Origin of the sequence: Tatumella ptyseos ATCC 33301 (assembly GCF_000735525.1) — a bacterium.
GTDB classification, from domain to species: Bacteria; Pseudomonadota; Gammaproteobacteria; order Enterobacterales; family Enterobacteriaceae; genus Tatumella; species Tatumella ptyseos.
In genome coordinates this window covers 94,379-112,942 of record NZ_JMPR01000028.1, presented here as the reverse complement: position 1 = coordinate 112,942, position 18,564 = coordinate 94,379, and the positions used below count along the sequence as shown (strand labels likewise).

The window sequence follows — 18,564 nt, the reverse complement described above, 5'->3', positions numbered from 1 at the left end:
AAGGTGTATCTGCACCCTACTCTGTTCCGCTCACCTCAAACCACCAGCATTAACGCCAGCACGACGACTGCACCAATCCCCATGGAGGCCACATACCAGCGCAGATACCCGTTCTCACTTACAGCCAGAGCCCTGCCCGCAGCCCGCGAAACCGTGCCTGACAGATCAACCAAGGCGTTGAAGGGATCCGATTTCAGCAGCCAGGCAATGCCCCGGAAGGTTTTGACAAACACCAGGTCATAGAGCCAGTCAAAGCCCCAGGCAGCAAACCACCAGCGGGAAAGAAAACGTCCGGGCGCACTGGCTGCAACAGCCGTCACCAGTGTTCTGCGCCCCAGCCATAGCAGAGCCGCTATCACAATTCCGGCCACCGCCACCACGCCGGAGGTGATTTCCAGCACTGTTTTACCGGCTTCACCTGTTCCTGTATCCGGTAACACGCCACGCAGAGGGGGTGTGATCAGCGCCCCGATAAAGGTCGACAACACCAGAAGTACCAGCAACGGTAAATGGTGAGTGATCCCTTTCCCGGCATGCGCCTTAATTTTTTCTTCACCATGGAAGACGATAAAAATCATCCGGAAGGTATAGACCGACGTCAGGAACGCTCCCACCAGACCGGCGATCAGCAGAAGGTGATGACCGTTAGCCATCGCACCATAGAGGATCTCGTCTTTACTGTAGAAACCGGCCGTTATGATCGGTAATGCCGATAACGCGGCGCCCCCGACCAGGAAGCAGGTGTAGACCAGCGGGATACGCTTACGCAAGCCACCCATTTTGAAAATGTTCTGCTCATGATGGCACGCCAGGATCACGGAACCGGAAGAGAGGAACAACAACGCTTTAAAGAAAGCATGGGTCATCAGGTGAAAAATCGCCGCATCCCAGGCCTGTACACCTAAGGCCAGGAACATATAGCCAATCTGGCTCATGGTCGAATAGGCGAGTACCCGTTTGATATCTGTCTGAACCAGTGCTGCAAATCCTGCCAGCACCAGGGTAATAGCCCCGATAATCCCGACCAGATGCAGCACTTCCGGCGTCAGCAGAAACAGCCCATGCGTCCGGGCAATTAAATAGACCCCCGCGGTGACCATTGTTGCCGCATGGATCAGTGCGGATACCGGGGTCGGACCCGCCATCGCATCCGCAAGCCAGGTTTGCAGAGGTAACTGTGCCGATTTACCGACCGCACCGCCCAGTAACATCAGTGTCGCCCACTCAAGCAGGTGATTATTGGCGGCAAAGTGTTCCGGCGCCAGAGCGGCCATCTCCCGGAAATTCAGCGTACCCAACTGGTTGTAGAGGATAAACAGGCCAATGGCGAGAAAGACATCCCCGATGCGGGTGATGATAAATGCTTTCATCGCGGCTTTACCGTTATCCGGATTGGTGTAATAGAAACCAATCAGCAGATAAGAGCACAGCCCTACCCCTTCCCAGCCCAGATACATCAGCATCAGGTTATCCGCCAGTACCAGAACGACCATACTGGCGATAAACAGGTTGGTGTAGGCGAAGAAACGCGAATAGCCCTCTTCACCACGCATATACCAGGAGGCAAACATATGGATCAGAAAACCCACCCCGGTCACCACCGACAGCATGGTCATCGACAGTCCATCCAGCGTCAGACTGACCTGAATATTGAACTGTCCGACCTGCATCCAGGTCCAGAGCGGTTGCTGATAGAGCGCTTCACCGTGCGCAAAAAAATCGATGCCGGCATACAGAGTCACCAGAGCCGCCAGTCCGACAGATCCTACCCCCACCGTGGCGGAGACATTTTCTGACCAGCGGCCCCGGGAGAATGCCAGCAACAGGAAACCCAGCAGTGGCAATAAAATAGTTAAATAGAGAAGGTTCATCCGCGCATCTCACTCACTGAATCGATATTCAGGGTCTGACGACGACGATGTAATTGCAGCAATAAGGCCAGTCCGATGCTGGCTTCTGCCGCCGCGAGACTGATGGCCAGAATATACATCACCTGACCGTCTGCCTGCCCCCAGTAACTTCCCGCCACCACCAGCGCCAGCGCAGCGGCATTGATCATAATTTCCAGACCAATCAGCATAAACAGCAGATTACGCCGGACGATCAGCGAGGTCAGTCCGAGTACGAAAAGAATTGCTGCAAGGATCAGTCCGTGTTGCAGAGGTATCATATCTGTTCCTCCCTGTTAGCCTGCACTGAGTCATCTGTAAGGTTACTTAATACTTCACCACGGCGTTCTTCACGACCAATGTGGTAGGCCACCACCACACCGGCCAGCAGTAACATGGATGCCAGTTCCACCGCCAGGACATACGGGCCGAACAGACTGATCCCCACCGCTTTAGCGGCGATCACGGTTCCGTCGATCCCCTGATCATTAACCGTACTGATCGCATGGATCATCGCTATCAGTAACAATAAGGCAATAACGCCGGGGCCGATCCACAACGAGGGTTTCAGCCATTCCTGTTCCTGCTTTTGCTGAGCCTTGCCCAGATTAAGCATCATCACCACAAAGACAAACAGCACCATAATGGCCCCGGCATAGACGATGATTTCCAGTGCTCCGGCAAAATAAGCCCCCAGGGAGAAAAATACCCCGGCCACGGCCAGTAAAGAGATGATCAGGTACAGTAAGGCATGTACAGGATGCGTATGAGTAATCACCCTGAGTGTGGTTAACACTGCCACCGCCCCGCAAAAGTAAAACGCGAATTCCATGCCCGACTCCTTAGGGTAATAAGCCTTTAACGTCGATAGGTTTGGCTTCGTTTTCGGCGGAACCTTTTTCTTTACCGGTGATCGCCATACCGGCCATACGATAAAAATTGTATTCCGGATATTTGCCTGGCCCTGAAATCAGCAAATCCTCTTTCTCGTACACCAGATCCTGACGCCTGAATTCACCCAGCTCGAAATCGGGCGTTAACTGGATAGCCGTGGTCGGACAGGCTTCTTCGCAAAGACCGCAAAAGATGCAACGCGAGAAGTTGATACGAAAAAATTCGGGGTACCAGCGTCCGTCGGCCATCTCCGCTTTTTGCAGGGAAATACATCCCACCGGACAGGCCACCGCGCACAGGTTACAGGCAACACAGCGTTCTTCTCCGTCCGGGTCACGGGTCAGGACAATCCGTCCCCGATAGCGCGGAGGCAGATAAACCGGCTCCTCCGGATACATCTGTGTTTCACGTTTAGCAAAGGCATGCATCCCTATCATCCAGATACTCCGTACCTGGGTCGCAAAGCCTGTCGCAATTTCTTTGATTTTCACGGTGCTACTCCTTACTGCGCGTTGAACAGGATCACTGCGGCAGTCACCAGCAGATTCAACAGCGTCAACGGCAAACAGACTTTCCAGCCGAACGACATGACCTGGTCATAGCGCGGACGAGGCAGTGCGGCGCGGATCAGAATAAACATCATCATGAAGAAGGCAGTTTTAAGGGCAAACCAGACGAAGGGAGGCAGCCAGGGACCAAGCCAGCCGCCAAAGAATAAGGTAACAATCAGCGCAGAAACCGTCGTGATAGCCACATATTCACCGACAAAGAACAACCCGAACTTCATCCCGGCATATTCGATATGATAACCATCCGCCAGTTCCTGCTCGGCTTCGGGCTGGTCAAACGGATGGCGGTGACAGACCGCCACTCCGGCAATACAGAAGGTAATAAAGCCAAGGAACTGCGGGATGATATTCCACAAATGGGCCTGGCTGTTGACGATATCAGACATATTGAATGATCCCGCCTGCGCCACCACGCCCATCAGGGAAAGTCCCAGAAAAACCTCATAACTCAGGGTCTGGGCAGAGGCACGCATCGCCCCCAGCAGGGAGTATTTATTATTACTTGACCAGCCGGCAAACAGCACCGCATACACCGCCAGTCCGGCCATCATCAGGAAAAACAGTAAACCGATATTCAGGTCGGTTACCATCCAGCCCGGGGCGACCGGGATGATGGCAAAGGCCAGCAGTAACGCCACAAAAGCAATCACCGGTGCCAGGGTAAAAATAACGCGATCCGTAAAGGGCGGCACCCAGTCTTCTTTGAAGAACATTTTAATCATGTCTGCGGCCAGCTGCAGAGAACCGCCCCAGCCGACACGGTTTGGCCCGTAACGGTTCTGGAACAATCCAAGCAGCCGGCGTTCTGCAAAACTCATAAACGCCCCGCAGACCACCACGACCAGCAGGATCACCACCGACTTAATGACCTGGACAATGACTGCTTCCGCTTCAGGGGTAAACCAGCTCATTGTGCTGCCTCCTGCAGTTTATCAATGGTTGCACCAGACAGGAACGGCGGGATCCCCGGCAAGCCTAAGGGCAGACCTACCTGCCCCGCGGGTAACTGTGCAGAAAACCGGACCGGCAACACCAGCGTTTCTCCGCAACATTGCAGCTCCAGCCGGGCCCCTTCATTAACGCCCAGGGTAGCGGCGTCTGACGGATGAAGCACCACGAGGGCCTCGGTCATGCGCTCACGGAAAACGGCTGAACGCTGGGACAATTCGTCACTGCCGAACAGACGATACAGTGGCGCGACCTGCCAGCCCTCAGGGGCACGTTGACCCGGCACCGGGAACCAGGGCAGTTGCCCTGCGGCAGGCTCAATCAGCCTGACACCCGGGTCCCCGTGTCGCAGATGTCCGCCCACTTCATCCTGAAACTTATTCCAGGCCTGAGGCGAGTTCCAGCCCGGCGCCCAGGCGAAAGGTACCTGCGAGCGAGGTGCCTCTGGCTGGTTGTTCCCTTCCATGGAAAAAGCGAACATGGTGTCTTTGTCCTGAGGCTGACGTGGTTCATGGACACTGATATTGGCCCGCATCGCCGTACGGCCACTGGAGCGATGAGGAGAGCGGGCCAGTTTTTGGCCGCGGATCCGAAAAGAGGCATCGGGTGCAGCATCCCTGATGGCCGCCAGCTGCGGTTGCTGCACAATCACGGACTCAATCACATGATCCAGCTGTGACCAGTCGGTTTTACGGCTTTCCAGCACCGCGTGCAGTGAGTGCAGCCAGCGCCAGCTTTCAGAAATCAGTACAGTGTTGTCGTAGAAGGCCGGATCAAAGACCTGGAAGAAGCGCTGTGCCCGGCCTTCATTGTTCACAAGGGTGCCGTCGGCTTCAGCAAAACTGGCGGCAGGTAACACGAAACCGGCTTTTTCCAGCGTCGCCGTCTGCTGGTGATCAACCACGATGACCTGCCGGCAGACACTCAGAGCCTCATCTACCAGCGCACGCGGCGCATTGCGGTACAGATCATTTTCCATAATCACGACCGCATCAGCTTCGCCGCGGCGCAGTTGATCCAGTACCGGCTCAAGAGGCTGTCCGCCCAGCATCGCCAGACCCAGGCTATTCGCCCGGGGGACCAGCAAGGTCAGTCCTACGTCTGCGCCGGTATTTTTCAGCGCACGCGCCACATTGGCCGCCGCCTCGATCATGGCGGGCGATCCGGAGTGTGTCCCGGAAATAATCAATGGTTTCTTCGCACCGGTCAGCGCCTGAACGACAACGTCCAGTTTCCCCTCCAGTGCGCTGTCGATACCTTCTGCGGCCGGTGCTGCGCTGTCGATAGCATGGGCAATCGCAAAGCCGACACGGGCCTGCTCAGCCACCGGTGCGCGATAACTCCAGGCCGCAATATCATCCAGCCGGGTTTCATCAACATGGGTGATAAACAGCGGATGTTTCGCATGCTGACCAATATTCAGGATGGCCGCTATCTGCCAGTCCGCCACTTTCTGGGCTGCTGCCATTTCACGGGCTTTACCTTTCACGGCCTGACGTACCGAAAGTGCGATACGGGCACCGACCTGTGTCAGATCCTCACCGAGCACCAGAATGGCATCGTAGTCTTCAATCTCCCGCAATGACGGCGTGTAAATACCGCTTTCGCGCAGTACCTGAAGCACCTGCATTACATTCTGATGTTCCTGGCTGGCCATGCCCGTAGAAAAGTTTTCTGCCCCCACCAGTTGCTGTAACGCAAAGTTACTTTCAATGCTGGCGCGGGCAGAACCGATACCGACCACTTTTCCGGCCTGACGCAATACATCCGCAACGGCATTCACTGCCTGTGTGGCATCCATCGTCACCGGATTATCACCACGGCGCTGCCAGGGATGACGGGGCCTGTCTTTCAGATTGACATACCCGTAACCAAAGCGGCCACGGTCACACAGAAAATAGTGGTTTACGCTGCCATTAAAGCGGTTTTCAATACGCCGTAACTCCCCGTAACGTTCGCCGGGGCTGGTATTACAACCCACGCTGCATTGCTGACAAATGCCGGGTGCAAACTGCATGTCCCACTTACGGTTGTAGCGTTCAGAATGGGTTTTATCGGTAAAGACCCCGGTCGGGCAGACTTCCACCAGATTGCCGGAAAATTCACTTTCCAGTGTGCCGTCCTGCGGGCGTCCGAAATACACATTATCATGCGCACCGTACACGCCAAGATCGGTGCCGCCGGCATAATCTTTGTAGTAACGGACACAGCGATAGCAGGCAATACAGCGATTCATTTCGTGAGAGATAAACGGCCCGAGATCCTGATTCTGATGTGTCCGCTTAGTGAAACGATACCGCCGGAAGCTGTGGCCGGTCATCACGGTCATATCCTGAAGGTGACAGTTACCCCCCTCTTCACACACCGGACAATCGTGCGGATGGTTAGTCATTAACCATTCCACCACACTTTCACGGAATTCTTTTGCTTCTCCATCGTCAATGGAGATAAAGGTGCCGTCCGCCGCGGGCGTCATGCAGGACATGACCAGCCGTCCACGGGTATCTTCGGCATTCTGATATTGCTTTACCGCACACTGGCGGCAAGCCCCCACGCTGCCCAGCGCCGGGTGCCAGCAAAAATAAGGAATATCCAGCCCCAGTGACAGACACGCCTGTAACAGATTGTCTGCCCCGTTTACTTCATATTCTTTACCGTCTACATGGATTGTAGCCATAGTGAACATGCTTCCGTAAGGCTCGTGCAGGCACGAGCGTTAGACACAGTACTTATAATTTTTGTTGGTCAACCGGCTCTGACCGCGATTGCGATAAGAGAAACTCAGTTACCAGCGTGCTTTCAAAAGGTTAGGCTGGATCCCCGCAATACTGCGGACATTCCCGAAGACCTGTGGTGCAATACCTGCTTCAAACTCTTCACGAAAATATTTGATGGCGCTTTGCAGCGGTTCGACCGCTCCCGGCGCGTGGGCGCAGAAGGTTTTACCCGGCCCCAGTTGACGACACAACTGCTGCAGAGTTTCGATATCGCCCGGCTGGCCCTTGCCCTGTTCCAGCGCCCGCAGGATTTTGACACTCCAGGGCAATCCGTCCCGACAGGGCGTACACCAGCCACAGGATTCACGGGCAAAAAATTCTTCCAGGTTACGGACCAGAGACACCATATTAATTTCGTGATCCACCGCCATCGCCAGGGCCGTGCCCAGTCGGCTGCCGGCTTTACCGATACTGGCAAACTCCATTGGCAGATCCAGATGACTTTCGGTCAGAAAATCCGTTCCGGCACCGCCGGGTTGCCAGGCTTTGAAACGCAACCCGTCCCGCATCCCCCCGGCATAATCTTCCAGGATTTCGCGGGCCGTGATGCCGAAAGGCAGCTCCCACACGCCGGGATGCTTAACCCGGCCGGAGAAGCCCATCATTTTGGTGCCGGCGTCTTCACTGCCGGAGATCCCTTTGTACCAGTCGACCCCGTTAGCGAGGATTGCCGGAACATTGGATAGCGTTTCTACGTTGTTAACACAGGTCGGTTTCCCCCAGACTCCGGCCGACGCCGGGAATGGCGGTTTGGAACGGGGGTTCGCTCGCCGGCCTTCCAGGGAGTTGATCAGGGCGGTTTCTTCACCACAGATGTAACGACCGGCCCCGGTATGGACGATAAGTTCGAAGCTGAAGCCCGTCCCCAGAATATTTTCACCGAGATAACCCGCCGCTTTGGCTTCTTCTATCGCCCGCCGCAGATGCACTGCCGCTTCAATATATTCACCGCGCAGGAAGATATATCCGCGGTAAGCTTTCAGCGCAAACGCACTGATCAGCATGCCTTCCACCAGCTGATGTGGCATCTGCTCCATCAGTAAGCGGTCTTTGTAGGTGCCTGGTTCCATCTCATCTGCATTACAGAGCAGATAACGGATATTCATCGATTCATCTTTCGGCATCAGGCTCCATTTCAGACCGGTCGAGAACCCGGCCCCTCCACGGCCTTTCAGCCCTGAGTCTTTCACCTGTGCGACGATCTCTTCCGGCGCCAGGCTTTTCAGCGCTTTTTCCGCGCCGGCATACCCGTTTTTGCTACGGTATTCCTCTAACCAGACCGGTTGCTGGTCATCCCGCATACGCCAGGTCAGCGGATGGGTTTCCGCCGTACGAATGATCGTTTTTACACTCATGGGTACTGCTCCAGTAATGTCGCAATCGCTTCCGGCGTCAGATGAACATGGGTCTGCTCACCGACCATCATGACCGGCCCCTTATCACAATTCCCCAGGCAGCAGGTAGGCAGCAGAGTGAAGCGACCGTCAGGGGTTGTCTGACCGGGTTTAATCTTCAGTTGCTGCTCCAGTGCGGCCTGTATCCCCTGATAACCGGTGATATGGCAGACGACGCTGTCACAATAGCGGATCACATGGCGGCCAACCGGCTGCCGGTAAATCTGGCTGTAAAACGTCGCCACACCTTCGACATCACTGGCCGGGATCCCCAGCACATCAGCGATCGCCCCGATAGCTCCGTCAGGAACCCATCCCCGCTGCTTCTGAACAATTTTCAGCGCTTCGATGGAGGCGGCACGGGCATCTTCATAATGGTGTTTTTCATGTTCTATCGCCTGACGTTCTTCCCCACTCAGGGAAAAAACCTGTTCAGGTTCAACCGTCTTAATGGTTATGTTTTGCTCATTCATCATTAGCGATCCACGTCAGACATAACAAAATCAATACTGCCCAGATAAACAATCAGATCCGACACCAGGCTGCCACGGATCACCGAAGGTATTTGCTGCAAATGCGGGAAACTCGGTGTTCTTACCCGGGTGCGATAGCTCATCGTGCTGCCATCACTGGTCAGGTAATAACTGTTGATCCCTTTGGTGGCCTCAATCATCTGGAAAGATTCATTGGCCGGCATGACCGGGCCCCAGGAAACCTGCAGGAAATGGGTGATCAGCGTTTCGATGTGCTGCAATGTGCGCTCTTTCGGCGGAGGCGTCGTCAGTGGGTGGTCTGCTTTAAACGGCCCGGCAGGCATGTTATTCAGGCACTGCTCCAGGATCCTCAGTGACTGCCACATCTCTTCCATTTTCAGCATGACACGGCTGTAAGCATCGCTGATGCCATCACCAACCGGGATGTCGAAATCGAAATTCTCATACCCGGAATACGGACGCCATTTGCGGACATCAAAATCGAGACCGGTGGCCCGTAATGCCGCGCCGGTGGTACCCCACTCCAGAGCTTCCTGCAGGTTATATGCCGCCACCCCTTTTGAACGTCCTACCAGCACGGAGTTACGCAGTGCGGCTTTGTCATACTCTTTCAGCCGTTTTGGCATCCAGTCCAGAAATTCACGTAACAGTCGTTCCCAGCCTTTTGGCAGATCATGAGCAACACCGCCGATGCGGAACCAGGCCGGGTGCATACGAAATCCGGTAATCGCTTCGACAACATCGTAAATTTTCTGTCTGTCCGTGAAGGCAAAGAACACCGGCGTCATCGCACCGACATCCTGAATAAAGGTGGAGATGTACAGCAGATGGCTATTGATCCTGAACAGCTCTGAAAGCATCACGCGGATCACGTCGACCTTTTCCGGGACCGTGATCCCCGCCAGTTTTTCGACAGCCAGCACATAAGGCATTTCATTGACGCACCCGCCCAGATACTCGATACGATCGGTATAGGGGATATAGCTGTGCCAGGATTGACGCTCGGCCATTTTTTCGGCACCACGATGGTGATAGCCAATATCCGGAACGCAATCGACGATCTCTTCGCCATCCAGTTGCAGAATAATACGGAACGCACCATGCGCTGAGGGGTGGTTCGGGCCAAGGTTCAGGAACATAAAATCTTCATTCCTGCCACCCCGCTTCATGCCCCACTCTTCGGGATTAAAGGTCAGCGCCTCCATCTCCAGATCTTCTTTCGCTTTAGTCAGTGAAAAAGGATCAAACTCAGTGGCCCGGGCGGGATAATCCTTACGCAGCGGATGCCCGGTCCAGGTCTGTGGCATCATGATGCGGGTCAGATGCGGATGTCCGTTAAACGTTATCCCGAACATCTCCCAGGTCTCGCGCTCATACCAGTTCGCATTCGGGAAGACAGGGATCAATGTCGGTAAATTCAGATCATTTTCCGCAAGAGCAACCTTCAGCATAATGTCGCGGTTACGCCCTATCGATAACAGATGATAGAACACCGAAAAGTCTGCGGCCGGAAGCCCCTGCCGATGGGTACGTAAACGCTCATCCACGCCGTGCAGATCATAGAGCATGACATACGGCTCAGGGAGTTTGCGCAAAAAGGTGACGACATCCGTGAGTTGTTCACGGGGAACCCAGACAACCGGAATACCGGTGCGGGTGGGCTGAACAGTAAAGGCATCCGGGCCAAAACGATTACGCAGTTCACCGATGACGGGATCATCAAGATGATCACGGGTTTGCCATGAGGGCTGAACGGAGTCGTGCGTGTTCAAATCAGTCATATGATATTCACCATGCCGGCCTGTTTCAGGCACTAATAAGATGACATCAGGATGGTATCCGGCGGGATTATGACTCTAAAAGCGCCATACATATTCATCCATAAGTAACCGGCTCAGATTTCGTCCGGGGTACGTAAATTGGTCACAGCAATGCGTTCACCGCGCTTTCTTTCCCGCTCAGAAGGCATATTGGCACGATACACGCCCTGGTCTCCGACCACCCAGGACAACGGACGGCGCTCTTTGCCGATAGATTCCTGAAGCAGTAATAGCGCCTGCATATAGGCTTCGGGACGTGGCGGACACCCGGGGATATACACATCAACGGGCAGGAACTTATCGACTCCCTGAACCACGGAATAGATGTCGTACATACCGCCGGAGTTAGCACAAGCCCCCATAGAGATCACCCATTTCGGTTCCAGCATCTGGTCATACAATCGCTGGATAACCGGGGCCATTTTGGTAAATGGCGTACCGGCAATGACCATAAAATCAGCCTGACGCGGTGAAGCACGCATGACTTCAGCCCCGAAGCGGGCAACATCATGTACGGCGGTAAAAGAGGTTGTCATTTCGACATAGCAACAGGAAAGCCCGAAGTTATAAGGCCAGAGCGAGTTCTTTCTTCCCCAGTTCACCATATCGTGCAGGGCATGTTCGAGTTTCCCCATATACACGCTGCGATGGACATGCTGTTCAAGCGGATCCGTGACGATTTCCTGTTTTTGCAGGGGATAGCGATCGTTTTCACCGTTATTTTCGGGGTCTATGCGGGTCAGCGTATAGTCCATTTCAATGCCTCGCTGTTACTGCTTTTCTGAGGGGGTATGATGCTGACGAGTGGCCGTAACGACCGGAATCCGGCGACGCGCCGGTGCCCAGTCAAGCGCACCGATCCGTGCCAGATAGACAAGGCCCGCCAGCAATACCAGAATAAAAATTGCCGCTTCTGCAAATCCTATCCAACCGCTTTCCCGCACGGAGGCAGACCATGCATAGAGAAACAGGGCTTCAACATCGAAAATGACGAAGAACATCGCCACGAGATAGAATTTTGCGGACAACCGCAGTTGAGTGTTGCCGACCGGCGCAATACCCGATTCGAAAGGTGTATCCTTGTATCTGGCCTTTGCCCTGCCCCCCAATAACCAGCCCCCGGCCAGCATGAAGATGCATAAACCTATAGCAATGACGACAAACACAACGAATGCCCAATGATGTGCAATTACTTCCGTAGCTGTTGACATACTCTTGCTTACTCACGAAATGTGTTTCAGGTGACCGGCAATGACACGCCCCCCATCAACACAAAAATTCAGGAAAAGGAGATAAGCCCGATAAAAATTGCTCAGCCGGCTTGATATCCATAGCTTTTTAGGGGTTTTACCCTCTTAGTAAACCTTTTGTCAACCTTTACATATTTAAATTAAATAGTAGGAAACATACGAAACACATTATTAACAATTAGTGCACCCGGGTCGACCTGAAAATTGTCTTTATGGCCCGTCGGTGCCGGAGAACGGCTAACCCTGGACGAAGTGTTTAAATTTTGGTCTAAACACCTACATTCTGGCAGGGCTTTGGTTATTTTCCTGTCAGGCGGGTGATTTTTTTTTGATCAGGAACAGCCTTACGGTCTGAGTGTTCAAAAATCAAACAGAATGAGAGGGGGCGGGGGGCAGGAAACAGCAGTGAGAGGGAATAAAAAAAGACCCGCGCGTTACCGGGCAGGTCTTTTGTCCGGAAAGAAAGGGATAACGGCTGTATTTAATCCGCCGCAATATCTTCAGCAACTTCAGGTATGTCTTCAGACATCTCTGCCGGCGGATGTGAAGGATCCGCTAACGGCCTGAGTACATTAAACACCGACTGCAGCAATTCGTTTTCTGTCGCCTCTTTGCGACATAACAAATATTGCGTATCCGGTAACTGGGGTAAATACTCTGCACTTCCAAGCACCCGCACATCCGGGCCAATCATCTCTGCAGGACGCGCGGTTGCCCCGAGTCCGGATTTCACGGCGACTTTAACGGCAGACAGGGATGCCGCAACATAAGAGATGCGCCACGGCATGCCGATTTTATCCAGATGTTCAATGGCCATTTCACGAAACGGGTTCGGTTCATCCTGTAATACCAGCGGTAAGGCTTCACCATGGCGGAACGCATAATCGGCTGCACAAAACCACAGCGTCGGTGATGTACGCAGTACCTGACTGACCACATCGCCAAACGCTTTCGTGGCCAGCACCAAATCAACTTCTTCCCGCTCCAGCATGGCAAAGATATCTTCGGGCGGATTGATACGGATATCGATAGTCAGCTTAGGATAGAGTGTGGTGATCCGGTTAAGTACATAAGGTAACAGCGTTTCCGCGGTATCTTCCGTTACCCCTATCGTCAGAATGCCCTGAACATTGCTGTACATCAGCGATGCACAGGCCTCATCATTAAAGCGCAGGATTTTTCGGGCATAACCGAGTAGCTGAATCCCGTGCTCTGTCAGCAACTTATTGCGACCATGGCGGGCAAAAAGTTCTTTTCCTACCAGTTGTTCCAGTCGTTGCATTTGCTGACTGACTGCAGATTGAGTGCGACAGACCGCTGCAGCTGCCGCTGCAAATGTATTCAGGTCCGCTACAGCCACAAAGGTTCTTAAAAGATCAAGATCCAGATTCATTATCGGGGGATTAATATTTGTCATATTTTATAGTCACTTATAGGATTTTATTGCTACTGCCCTGGTGTTACTTCAAAGAACCTGCCAATAGACAGGATATAAATAAAATTTTTTATCATTGCGCGAAAAGGGTGGTTTATCGTCAGTACTGATGACGAAACTGCGGCAGTTTCGCCTTAACAACCTCACTTTGATCGTGCTCTCCGGCCTCAGACACCTGCAAAGGGCCGTTATTCCGGAAACAAATTAAAAATATTCGCAGGCCCACAGTCCCCTCCTCTTTTACAGTATTTCAGAAGGTACATCCTGCCTTTTAATTTGTTAATTATACTTAATCATTTTTAGCAGAGAATTGGAATTTTTTTTATATAAAATTACACAAATTTTGACCTGCTTCATATTCAGGGAACTTTACTTAAAGGGTAATTATCTCCGTCAGGTCCTATTATGTGCTGGCAACAGAGGTAAATATTCTATCATATTGTTTTTAAACTGTGATTTTCCTATTCTATTAATTGTCACCTATCGGAAATTATTAATAGTTAACAGAAATATCTCAATTAACGATTAATGACGAATACTATTTAAGATATTTCTCATCTCTGCAGGAAAAATGAAACCGATTTCAGTTTTAAATTATTAATAAGTTCCTGCGAATAATTTTCTCTACAGCATAAAATTATTTTGAGATGAGTTAATTTTATTCGATTCAATTTGTGGCCATTAAACCTGAATTTTCAACAGAACAAAAAACCAACCTATTGATTAAATGCAGGTTTAAACACCAAAAACCAACACAAAACCAACACTTTATAACATTAAAAGTATTGATATACGCCAAAAGTCGCTAAAATTCACCTTAACCCTTCTTTTAGGGTGACCAGAAGCGTACATTTATAGGCTTCACTGTCGGGCAAATACACGGACTCTGCTGTCCAGGGCGATTGTAATGACTACTAAAATTGAAAAATCCGCAAAACTTGATAACGTTTGTTATGACATCCGAGGTCCGGTACTCAAAGAGGCCCGCCGCCTCGAAGAAGAAGGCAACAAAGTCCTTAAACTGAACATCGGCAACCCTGCCCCGTTCGGCTTTGAGGCTCCGGACGAAATTCTGGTCGATGTGATCAAACATCTCCCCACCTCACAGGGCTATTGTGATTCAAAGGGACTGTATTCTGCCCGCAAAGCAATTATGCAGCATTACCAGGCTCGCGGGATGCGTGATGTCACCGTTGAAGATATTTATATCGGTAACGGTGTGTCAGAGCTGATCGTGCAGTCAATGCAGGCTTTACTAAACACGGGGGATGAAATGCTGGTCCCTGCGCCGGATTATCCGCTCTGGACGGCGTCAGTCTCCCTCTCCAGCGGCAAAGCCGTCCACTACCTGTGTGATGAATCTGCAGGCTGGTTCCCGGACCTGGATGATATCCGTGCAAAGATTACACCAAGAACCCGCGGTATTGTCATCATTAACCCGAATAACCCGACCGGTGCAGTATACAGCAAAGAACTGTTACTGGAGATCGTCGAGATCGCTCGTCAGCATAACCTGATCATTTTCGCCGATGAGATCTACGATAAGATCCTCTACGATGAAGCACAGCATCACTCCATCGCGGCGCTGGCACCTGACCTGCTCACGGTGACATTTAACGGTCTGTCCAAGACGTATCGCGTAGCCGGATTCCGCCAGGGCTGGATGGTACTTAACGGGCCGAAAAAGCATGCCAAGGGATATATAGAAGGCCTGGAAATGCTGGCCTCTATGCGTTTGTGCGCCAACGTGCCTGCACAACATGCTATCCAGACAGCGCTGGGGGGATATCAGAGTATCAGCGAGTTTATTGTTCCTGAAGGACGCCTTTACCAGCAACGTGAACGCGCCTGGGAAATGATCAATGATATTCCGGGAGTCAGTTGCGTAAAACCACAGGGCGCACTTTATATGTTCCCGCGCATTGATCCGAAAAAGTTTAACCTGCACGATGATCAGAAAATGGTGCTGGACTTTTTATTGCAGGAAAAAGTCTTGCTGGTACAAGGCAGTGCATTTAACTGGCCATGGCCGGATCATGTGCGTATTGTGACTCTGCCACGCGTCGATGACCTGGAAATGGCCATCAGTAAGTTCGGACGTTTTCTGGAGCACTATCACCAGTAACCAGCCGGCCTTCGCTTTCTGCCAGTGACGGGGGACTCCCCCCGTTCTGCGGGTTGTGCGGATCATCCGGTGGACGCGCAATCCGGTACTCCCCCTCCCCCTCTTTACTGCACCAGGAACATGACTGATGAAATTTCAAAGTACTTTTATGGCCTGGATAACCCGTATGCCTCTGATAAAACGCTGGGCATTAATGCATTGCGTACAGAAAGAGAATGTGGCTGAACATAGTCATCAGGTCGCGGTTATCGCCCACTTACTGACCGTCATCGGTAATACCCGCTATAACAATCCCCTGGATCCGGATCGCGCCGCAGTGATTGCCCTGTATCATGAAGTCTCTGAAACAAAGCTGCAGGACATCAATTCTAAAACGAAATATCATAATCCGCAGTTTACTCAGGCGTTTAAGCAACTGGAAACCCTGGCTGAACAGGAATGCATCGAAACCCTGCCGGAAGATTTACGCGAACGTTTCTCCGGACTGATTATTCAGAAGAATGTCGACCCACGCTATAAAGCCATTGTTAAAGCTGCAGATATCCTGTCAGCCTATATTAAGGCATTGAATGAACTTCGTTTTCATAATGATGAGTTCATCCATGTCAAAGAAGGGCTGGAATCGCGCATCAGCGAGTTACGCCGGGAAATGCCAGAGGTGGATGACTTTATGGAAATATTTTGTGCCAGCTGCACCACAACGCTGGATAAAATCTCTGAACACTATCAGTAACCGATCCAAGCAGGTCGTCAGGAACCGGCAGGAGTGACTGTTAACTGACACTGCCCGTTCCCTGAACAGTCAGCGTTAATTCTGCCAGTTACGGTTTTACCCCGGGGCGGGGTCATACCTTCCGTCTGACCGGTTTCACGCAGCTCAATCCGGGGAATTCATCCCGAATAAATACCTCCGGCCACCAGTCCCTGTCGGGACAGGTCAGAGATCATCCAGGAAAGTCTTATCCAGCTGCCGGAAAGCCCTTTTCAGTAAATCCGCCAGCGACTGATAAGTCGGTTCACCGTCAGGAATAGCGGTGGGTTGTCCTGCCTGCTCAAGTTTAGTGCGCACGGAATGATACCATTGCAGCAATGTCGGAGGCAGCGGCTTCATGGCTCGTTTACCCATCCACCATAATCCCTGAACCGGCAGGCTACATGCAAAAAGCGCACTGGCAACCGCGGGGCCGGTTTGTGCATGGAGGGCAATTTGCCAGCAAAGGGTAAACACGGCGACGGGCGGCATAAAGCGGATACCAAAGCGAATCGCCTTTCCGATGCGATGTTCCGGAAACACCGGGCTCAGGCGCTTGTCATTGGGCCAGGTATTCATATAGTGTTGTCCGCGCTTAAGCACACCGAACCAGTTAACATTGCCCGTATTACTCATACCGGTACCTCAGATAACAATCTAACGTGCAAAAAATTTTAATCCCATGCAGATAAAGAGTAAAATTTAGCATAATTTTCAATAAGACAGGGGCTTATTAGCACCCTGTGATAAATTGTAGCCATTAAAGCATGACACGTAAGCGTAGCCACTCAAAAAAACAGGTAAAAATAACTAATTTTTTTGAGTGGGGACAATTTTTTAATTCAGCAGGCTGTTTATCATGAACATGTCAGCTTTCATGGGTTACATTAACGTCTTATTACGTTGTTCATCACCACTTTAAACAAATAGGTGCTTCCATGTCGAGTAAGTTAGTTCTGGTTCTCAACTGCGGCAGTTCTTCCCTCAAGTTTGCTATTATAAATCCGGAGAATGGTGATGAATATCTTTCCGGATTAGCGGAATGCTTTAACCTGCCCGAAGCCCGCATAAAATGGAAACAGGAAAGCGGTAAACAGGAGGCGGCTCTGGGAGCGGGAGCTGCGCACAGTGAAGCGCTGAATTTTATTGTCGGGCAAATCCTCAGTCAGCAGCCGGAACTCTCAGCGCAAATCGTGGCCATTGGCCACCGTATTGTTCATGGCGGAGAGCGGCTGACTCAGTCTATTTTAATCGATGACCAGGTCATCGAAGAAATCAAAAATGCGTCATGTTTTGCACCGCTGCACAATCCGGCCCACCTTATCGGTATCGCCGAAGCCCTGAAGAACTTCCCGCACCTGGCCTCTAAAAATGTGGCCGTGTTCGATACGGCATTTCATCAGACTATGCCTGAGTCTTCTTATCTGTATGCACTGCCCTATCAGCTTTACACAGAGCACGGGGTACGCCGTTATGGTGCACACGGAACCAGCCATTATTACGTTTCTCTGGAAGCCGCAAAAATGCTGGAAACCCCACCGGAGTCGCTGAATATTATTACCTGCCATCTGGGTAATGGCGGTTCTGTCACCGCTATCCGGGGCGGAAAAAGCGTGGATACGTCAATGGGGTTGACGCCTCTGGAAGGGCTGGTCATGGGCACCCGTAGCGGCGATATCGACCCTGCGATTATTTTCTTCCTGCATGATAGCCTGGGAATGAGTACCGATCAGATCAACACCCTGCTGACCAAAGAGTCCGGTTTACTGGGACTGACCGGGGTCACTAATGATTTCCGCTTTGTCGAAGAAAATTACCAGCATCAGGAAGAAGCCAGACGGGCGATGGAAGTCTTCTGTCACCGGCTGGCGAAATACATCGGTGCCTATACCTCCCTGATGGAAGGCCGTCTGGATGCGGTCGTATTTACCGGCGGTATTGGTGAAAATGCCGCAACGGTCCGTGAATTGACCATGAAAAAACTGGCATTGCTGAATTTCGATGTCGACCATGACCGTAACCTGGAAGCCCGTTTTGGTCAGGCCGGGTTTATTAACAAGCCAGGCACCCGCCCGGTACTTGTCATCCCGACCAATGAAGAACTTGTCATTGCCCGTGATGCCGCACGCCTGACCGCCTGAATGAACTCGTCTGCCGCCAGCACAGTCTGGCGGTCTTTTTTACAGATCTGATAAACGCAGAGAGGCCGCAAGTGTCC

At 52.0% G+C, this 18,564-nt stretch carries 16 protein-coding genes; 3 read left to right on the top strand and 13 right to left on the bottom strand.

Annotated features, from left to right (window positions below):
• Positions 1 to 35: 35 nt before the first annotated feature.
• From nuoL to GTPT_RS08305, 12 genes are all read right to left on the bottom strand, one after another.
• Positions 36 to 1,871, bottom strand: coding sequence for an NADH-quinone oxidoreductase subunit L (nuoL, locus tag GTPT_RS08360; protein WP_025903344.1), 1,836 nt, complete (start codon positions 1,869 to 1,871; stop codon positions 36 to 38).
• A complete protein-coding gene (nuoK, locus tag GTPT_RS08355) occupies positions 1,868 to 2,170 on the bottom strand; it encodes an NADH-quinone oxidoreductase subunit NuoK (RefSeq protein ID WP_029989503.1) in 303 nt (100 codons plus the stop codon). The genes nuoL and nuoK overlap by 4 nt, the downstream gene beginning before the upstream one ends.
• The gene (nuoJ, locus tag GTPT_RS08350; protein WP_025903342.1) at positions 2,167 to 2,721 is read right to left on the bottom strand and encodes an NADH-quinone oxidoreductase subunit J; all 555 of its coding nucleotides are present in this window, start codon (positions 2,719 to 2,721) and stop codon (positions 2,167 to 2,169) included. Before nuoJ ends, nuoK begins: the two co-directional genes overlap by 4 nt.
• Before the next feature lie 10 nt (positions 2,722 to 2,731).
• A complete protein-coding gene (gene nuoI, locus GTPT_RS08345; RefSeq protein WP_025903341.1) occupies positions 2,732 to 3,274 on the bottom strand; it encodes an NADH-quinone oxidoreductase subunit NuoI in 543 nt (180 codons plus the stop codon).
• Between the two features lie 11 nt (positions 3,275 to 3,285).
• Positions 3,286 to 4,263: an NADH-quinone oxidoreductase subunit NuoH gene (gene nuoH, locus GTPT_RS08340; RefSeq protein WP_025903340.1), complete on the bottom strand. Its 978-nt coding sequence runs from the start codon at positions 4,261 to 4,263 to the stop codon at positions 3,286 to 3,288.
• Complete coding sequence (nuoG, locus tag GTPT_RS08335) at positions 4,260 to 6,977, bottom strand: NADH-quinone oxidoreductase subunit NuoG (protein WP_029989501.1); 2,718 nt, start codon at positions 6,975 to 6,977, stop codon at positions 4,260 to 4,262. Before nuoG ends, nuoH begins: the two co-directional genes overlap by 4 nt.
• Positions 6,978 to 7,085: 108 nt before the next feature.
• Complete coding sequence (gene nuoF / locus GTPT_RS08330) at positions 7,086 to 8,432, bottom strand: NADH-quinone oxidoreductase subunit NuoF (protein WP_025903338.1); 1,347 nt, start codon at positions 8,430 to 8,432, stop codon at positions 7,086 to 7,088.
• Positions 8,429 to 8,944: an NADH-quinone oxidoreductase subunit NuoE gene (nuoE, locus tag GTPT_RS08325; protein ID WP_025903337.1), complete on the bottom strand. Its 516-nt coding sequence runs from the start codon at positions 8,942 to 8,944 to the stop codon at positions 8,429 to 8,431. The genes nuoF and nuoE overlap by 4 nt, the downstream gene beginning before the upstream one ends.
• A 2-nt stretch (positions 8,945 to 8,946) precedes the next feature.
• A complete protein-coding gene (nuoC, locus tag GTPT_RS08320) occupies positions 8,947 to 10,746 on the bottom strand; it encodes an NADH-quinone oxidoreductase subunit C/D (RefSeq protein ID WP_025903336.1) in 1,800 nt (599 codons plus the stop codon).
• 113 nt (positions 10,747 to 10,859) lie between these two features.
• Positions 10,860 to 11,540, bottom strand: a complete 681-nt coding sequence (locus GTPT_RS08315; RefSeq protein WP_025903335.1) for a NuoB/complex I 20 kDa subunit family protein — start codon at positions 11,538 to 11,540, stop codon at positions 10,860 to 10,862.
• Between the two features lie 15 nt (positions 11,541 to 11,555).
• Complete coding sequence (locus GTPT_RS08310; RefSeq protein WP_025903334.1) at positions 11,556 to 11,996, bottom strand: NADH-quinone oxidoreductase subunit A; 441 nt, start codon at positions 11,994 to 11,996, stop codon at positions 11,556 to 11,558.
• A gap of 520 nt (positions 11,997 to 12,516) precedes the next feature.
• Positions 12,517 to 13,452: a LysR family transcriptional regulator gene (locus tag GTPT_RS08305; protein ID WP_025903333.1), complete on the bottom strand. Its 936-nt coding sequence runs from the start codon at positions 13,450 to 13,452 to the stop codon at positions 12,517 to 12,519.
• 925 nt (positions 13,453 to 14,377) lie between these two features.
• On the opposite strand from GTPT_RS08305, the gene GTPT_RS08300 reads away from it, so the two are divergent.
• Both GTPT_RS08300 and yfbR read left to right on the top strand, forming a co-directional pair.
• Positions 14,378 to 15,595 (top strand): pyridoxal phosphate-dependent aminotransferase, encoded by a 1,218-nt coding sequence (locus GTPT_RS08300; RefSeq protein ID WP_025903332.1) that lies wholly within the window; start codon positions 14,378 to 14,380, stop codon positions 15,593 to 15,595.
• Positions 15,596 to 15,722: 127 nt separating this feature from the next.
• The gene (gene yfbR / locus GTPT_RS08295; protein ID WP_025903331.1) at positions 15,723 to 16,328 is read left to right on the top strand and encodes a 5'-deoxynucleotidase; all 606 of its coding nucleotides are present in this window, start codon (positions 15,723 to 15,725) and stop codon (positions 16,326 to 16,328) included.
• Positions 16,329 to 16,532: 204 nt separating this feature from the next.
• On the opposite strand, the gene yfbV is transcribed toward yfbR, so the two are convergent.
• Positions 16,533 to 16,982 carry a terminus macrodomain insulation protein YfbV gene (gene yfbV, locus GTPT_RS08290; RefSeq protein WP_025903330.1) on the bottom strand — a complete coding sequence of 150 codons (450 nt, stop codon included), beginning with the start codon at positions 16,980 to 16,982 and terminating at the stop codon, positions 16,533 to 16,535.
• Positions 16,983 to 17,284: 302 nt separating this feature from the next.
• Between yfbV and GTPT_RS08285 the strand changes: the two genes are divergently transcribed.
• Positions 17,285 to 18,487: an acetate kinase gene (locus GTPT_RS08285; protein ID WP_025903329.1), complete on the top strand. Its 1,203-nt coding sequence runs from the start codon at positions 17,285 to 17,287 to the stop codon at positions 18,485 to 18,487.
• The last annotated feature ends 77 nt before the right edge of the window (positions 18,488 to 18,564 follow it).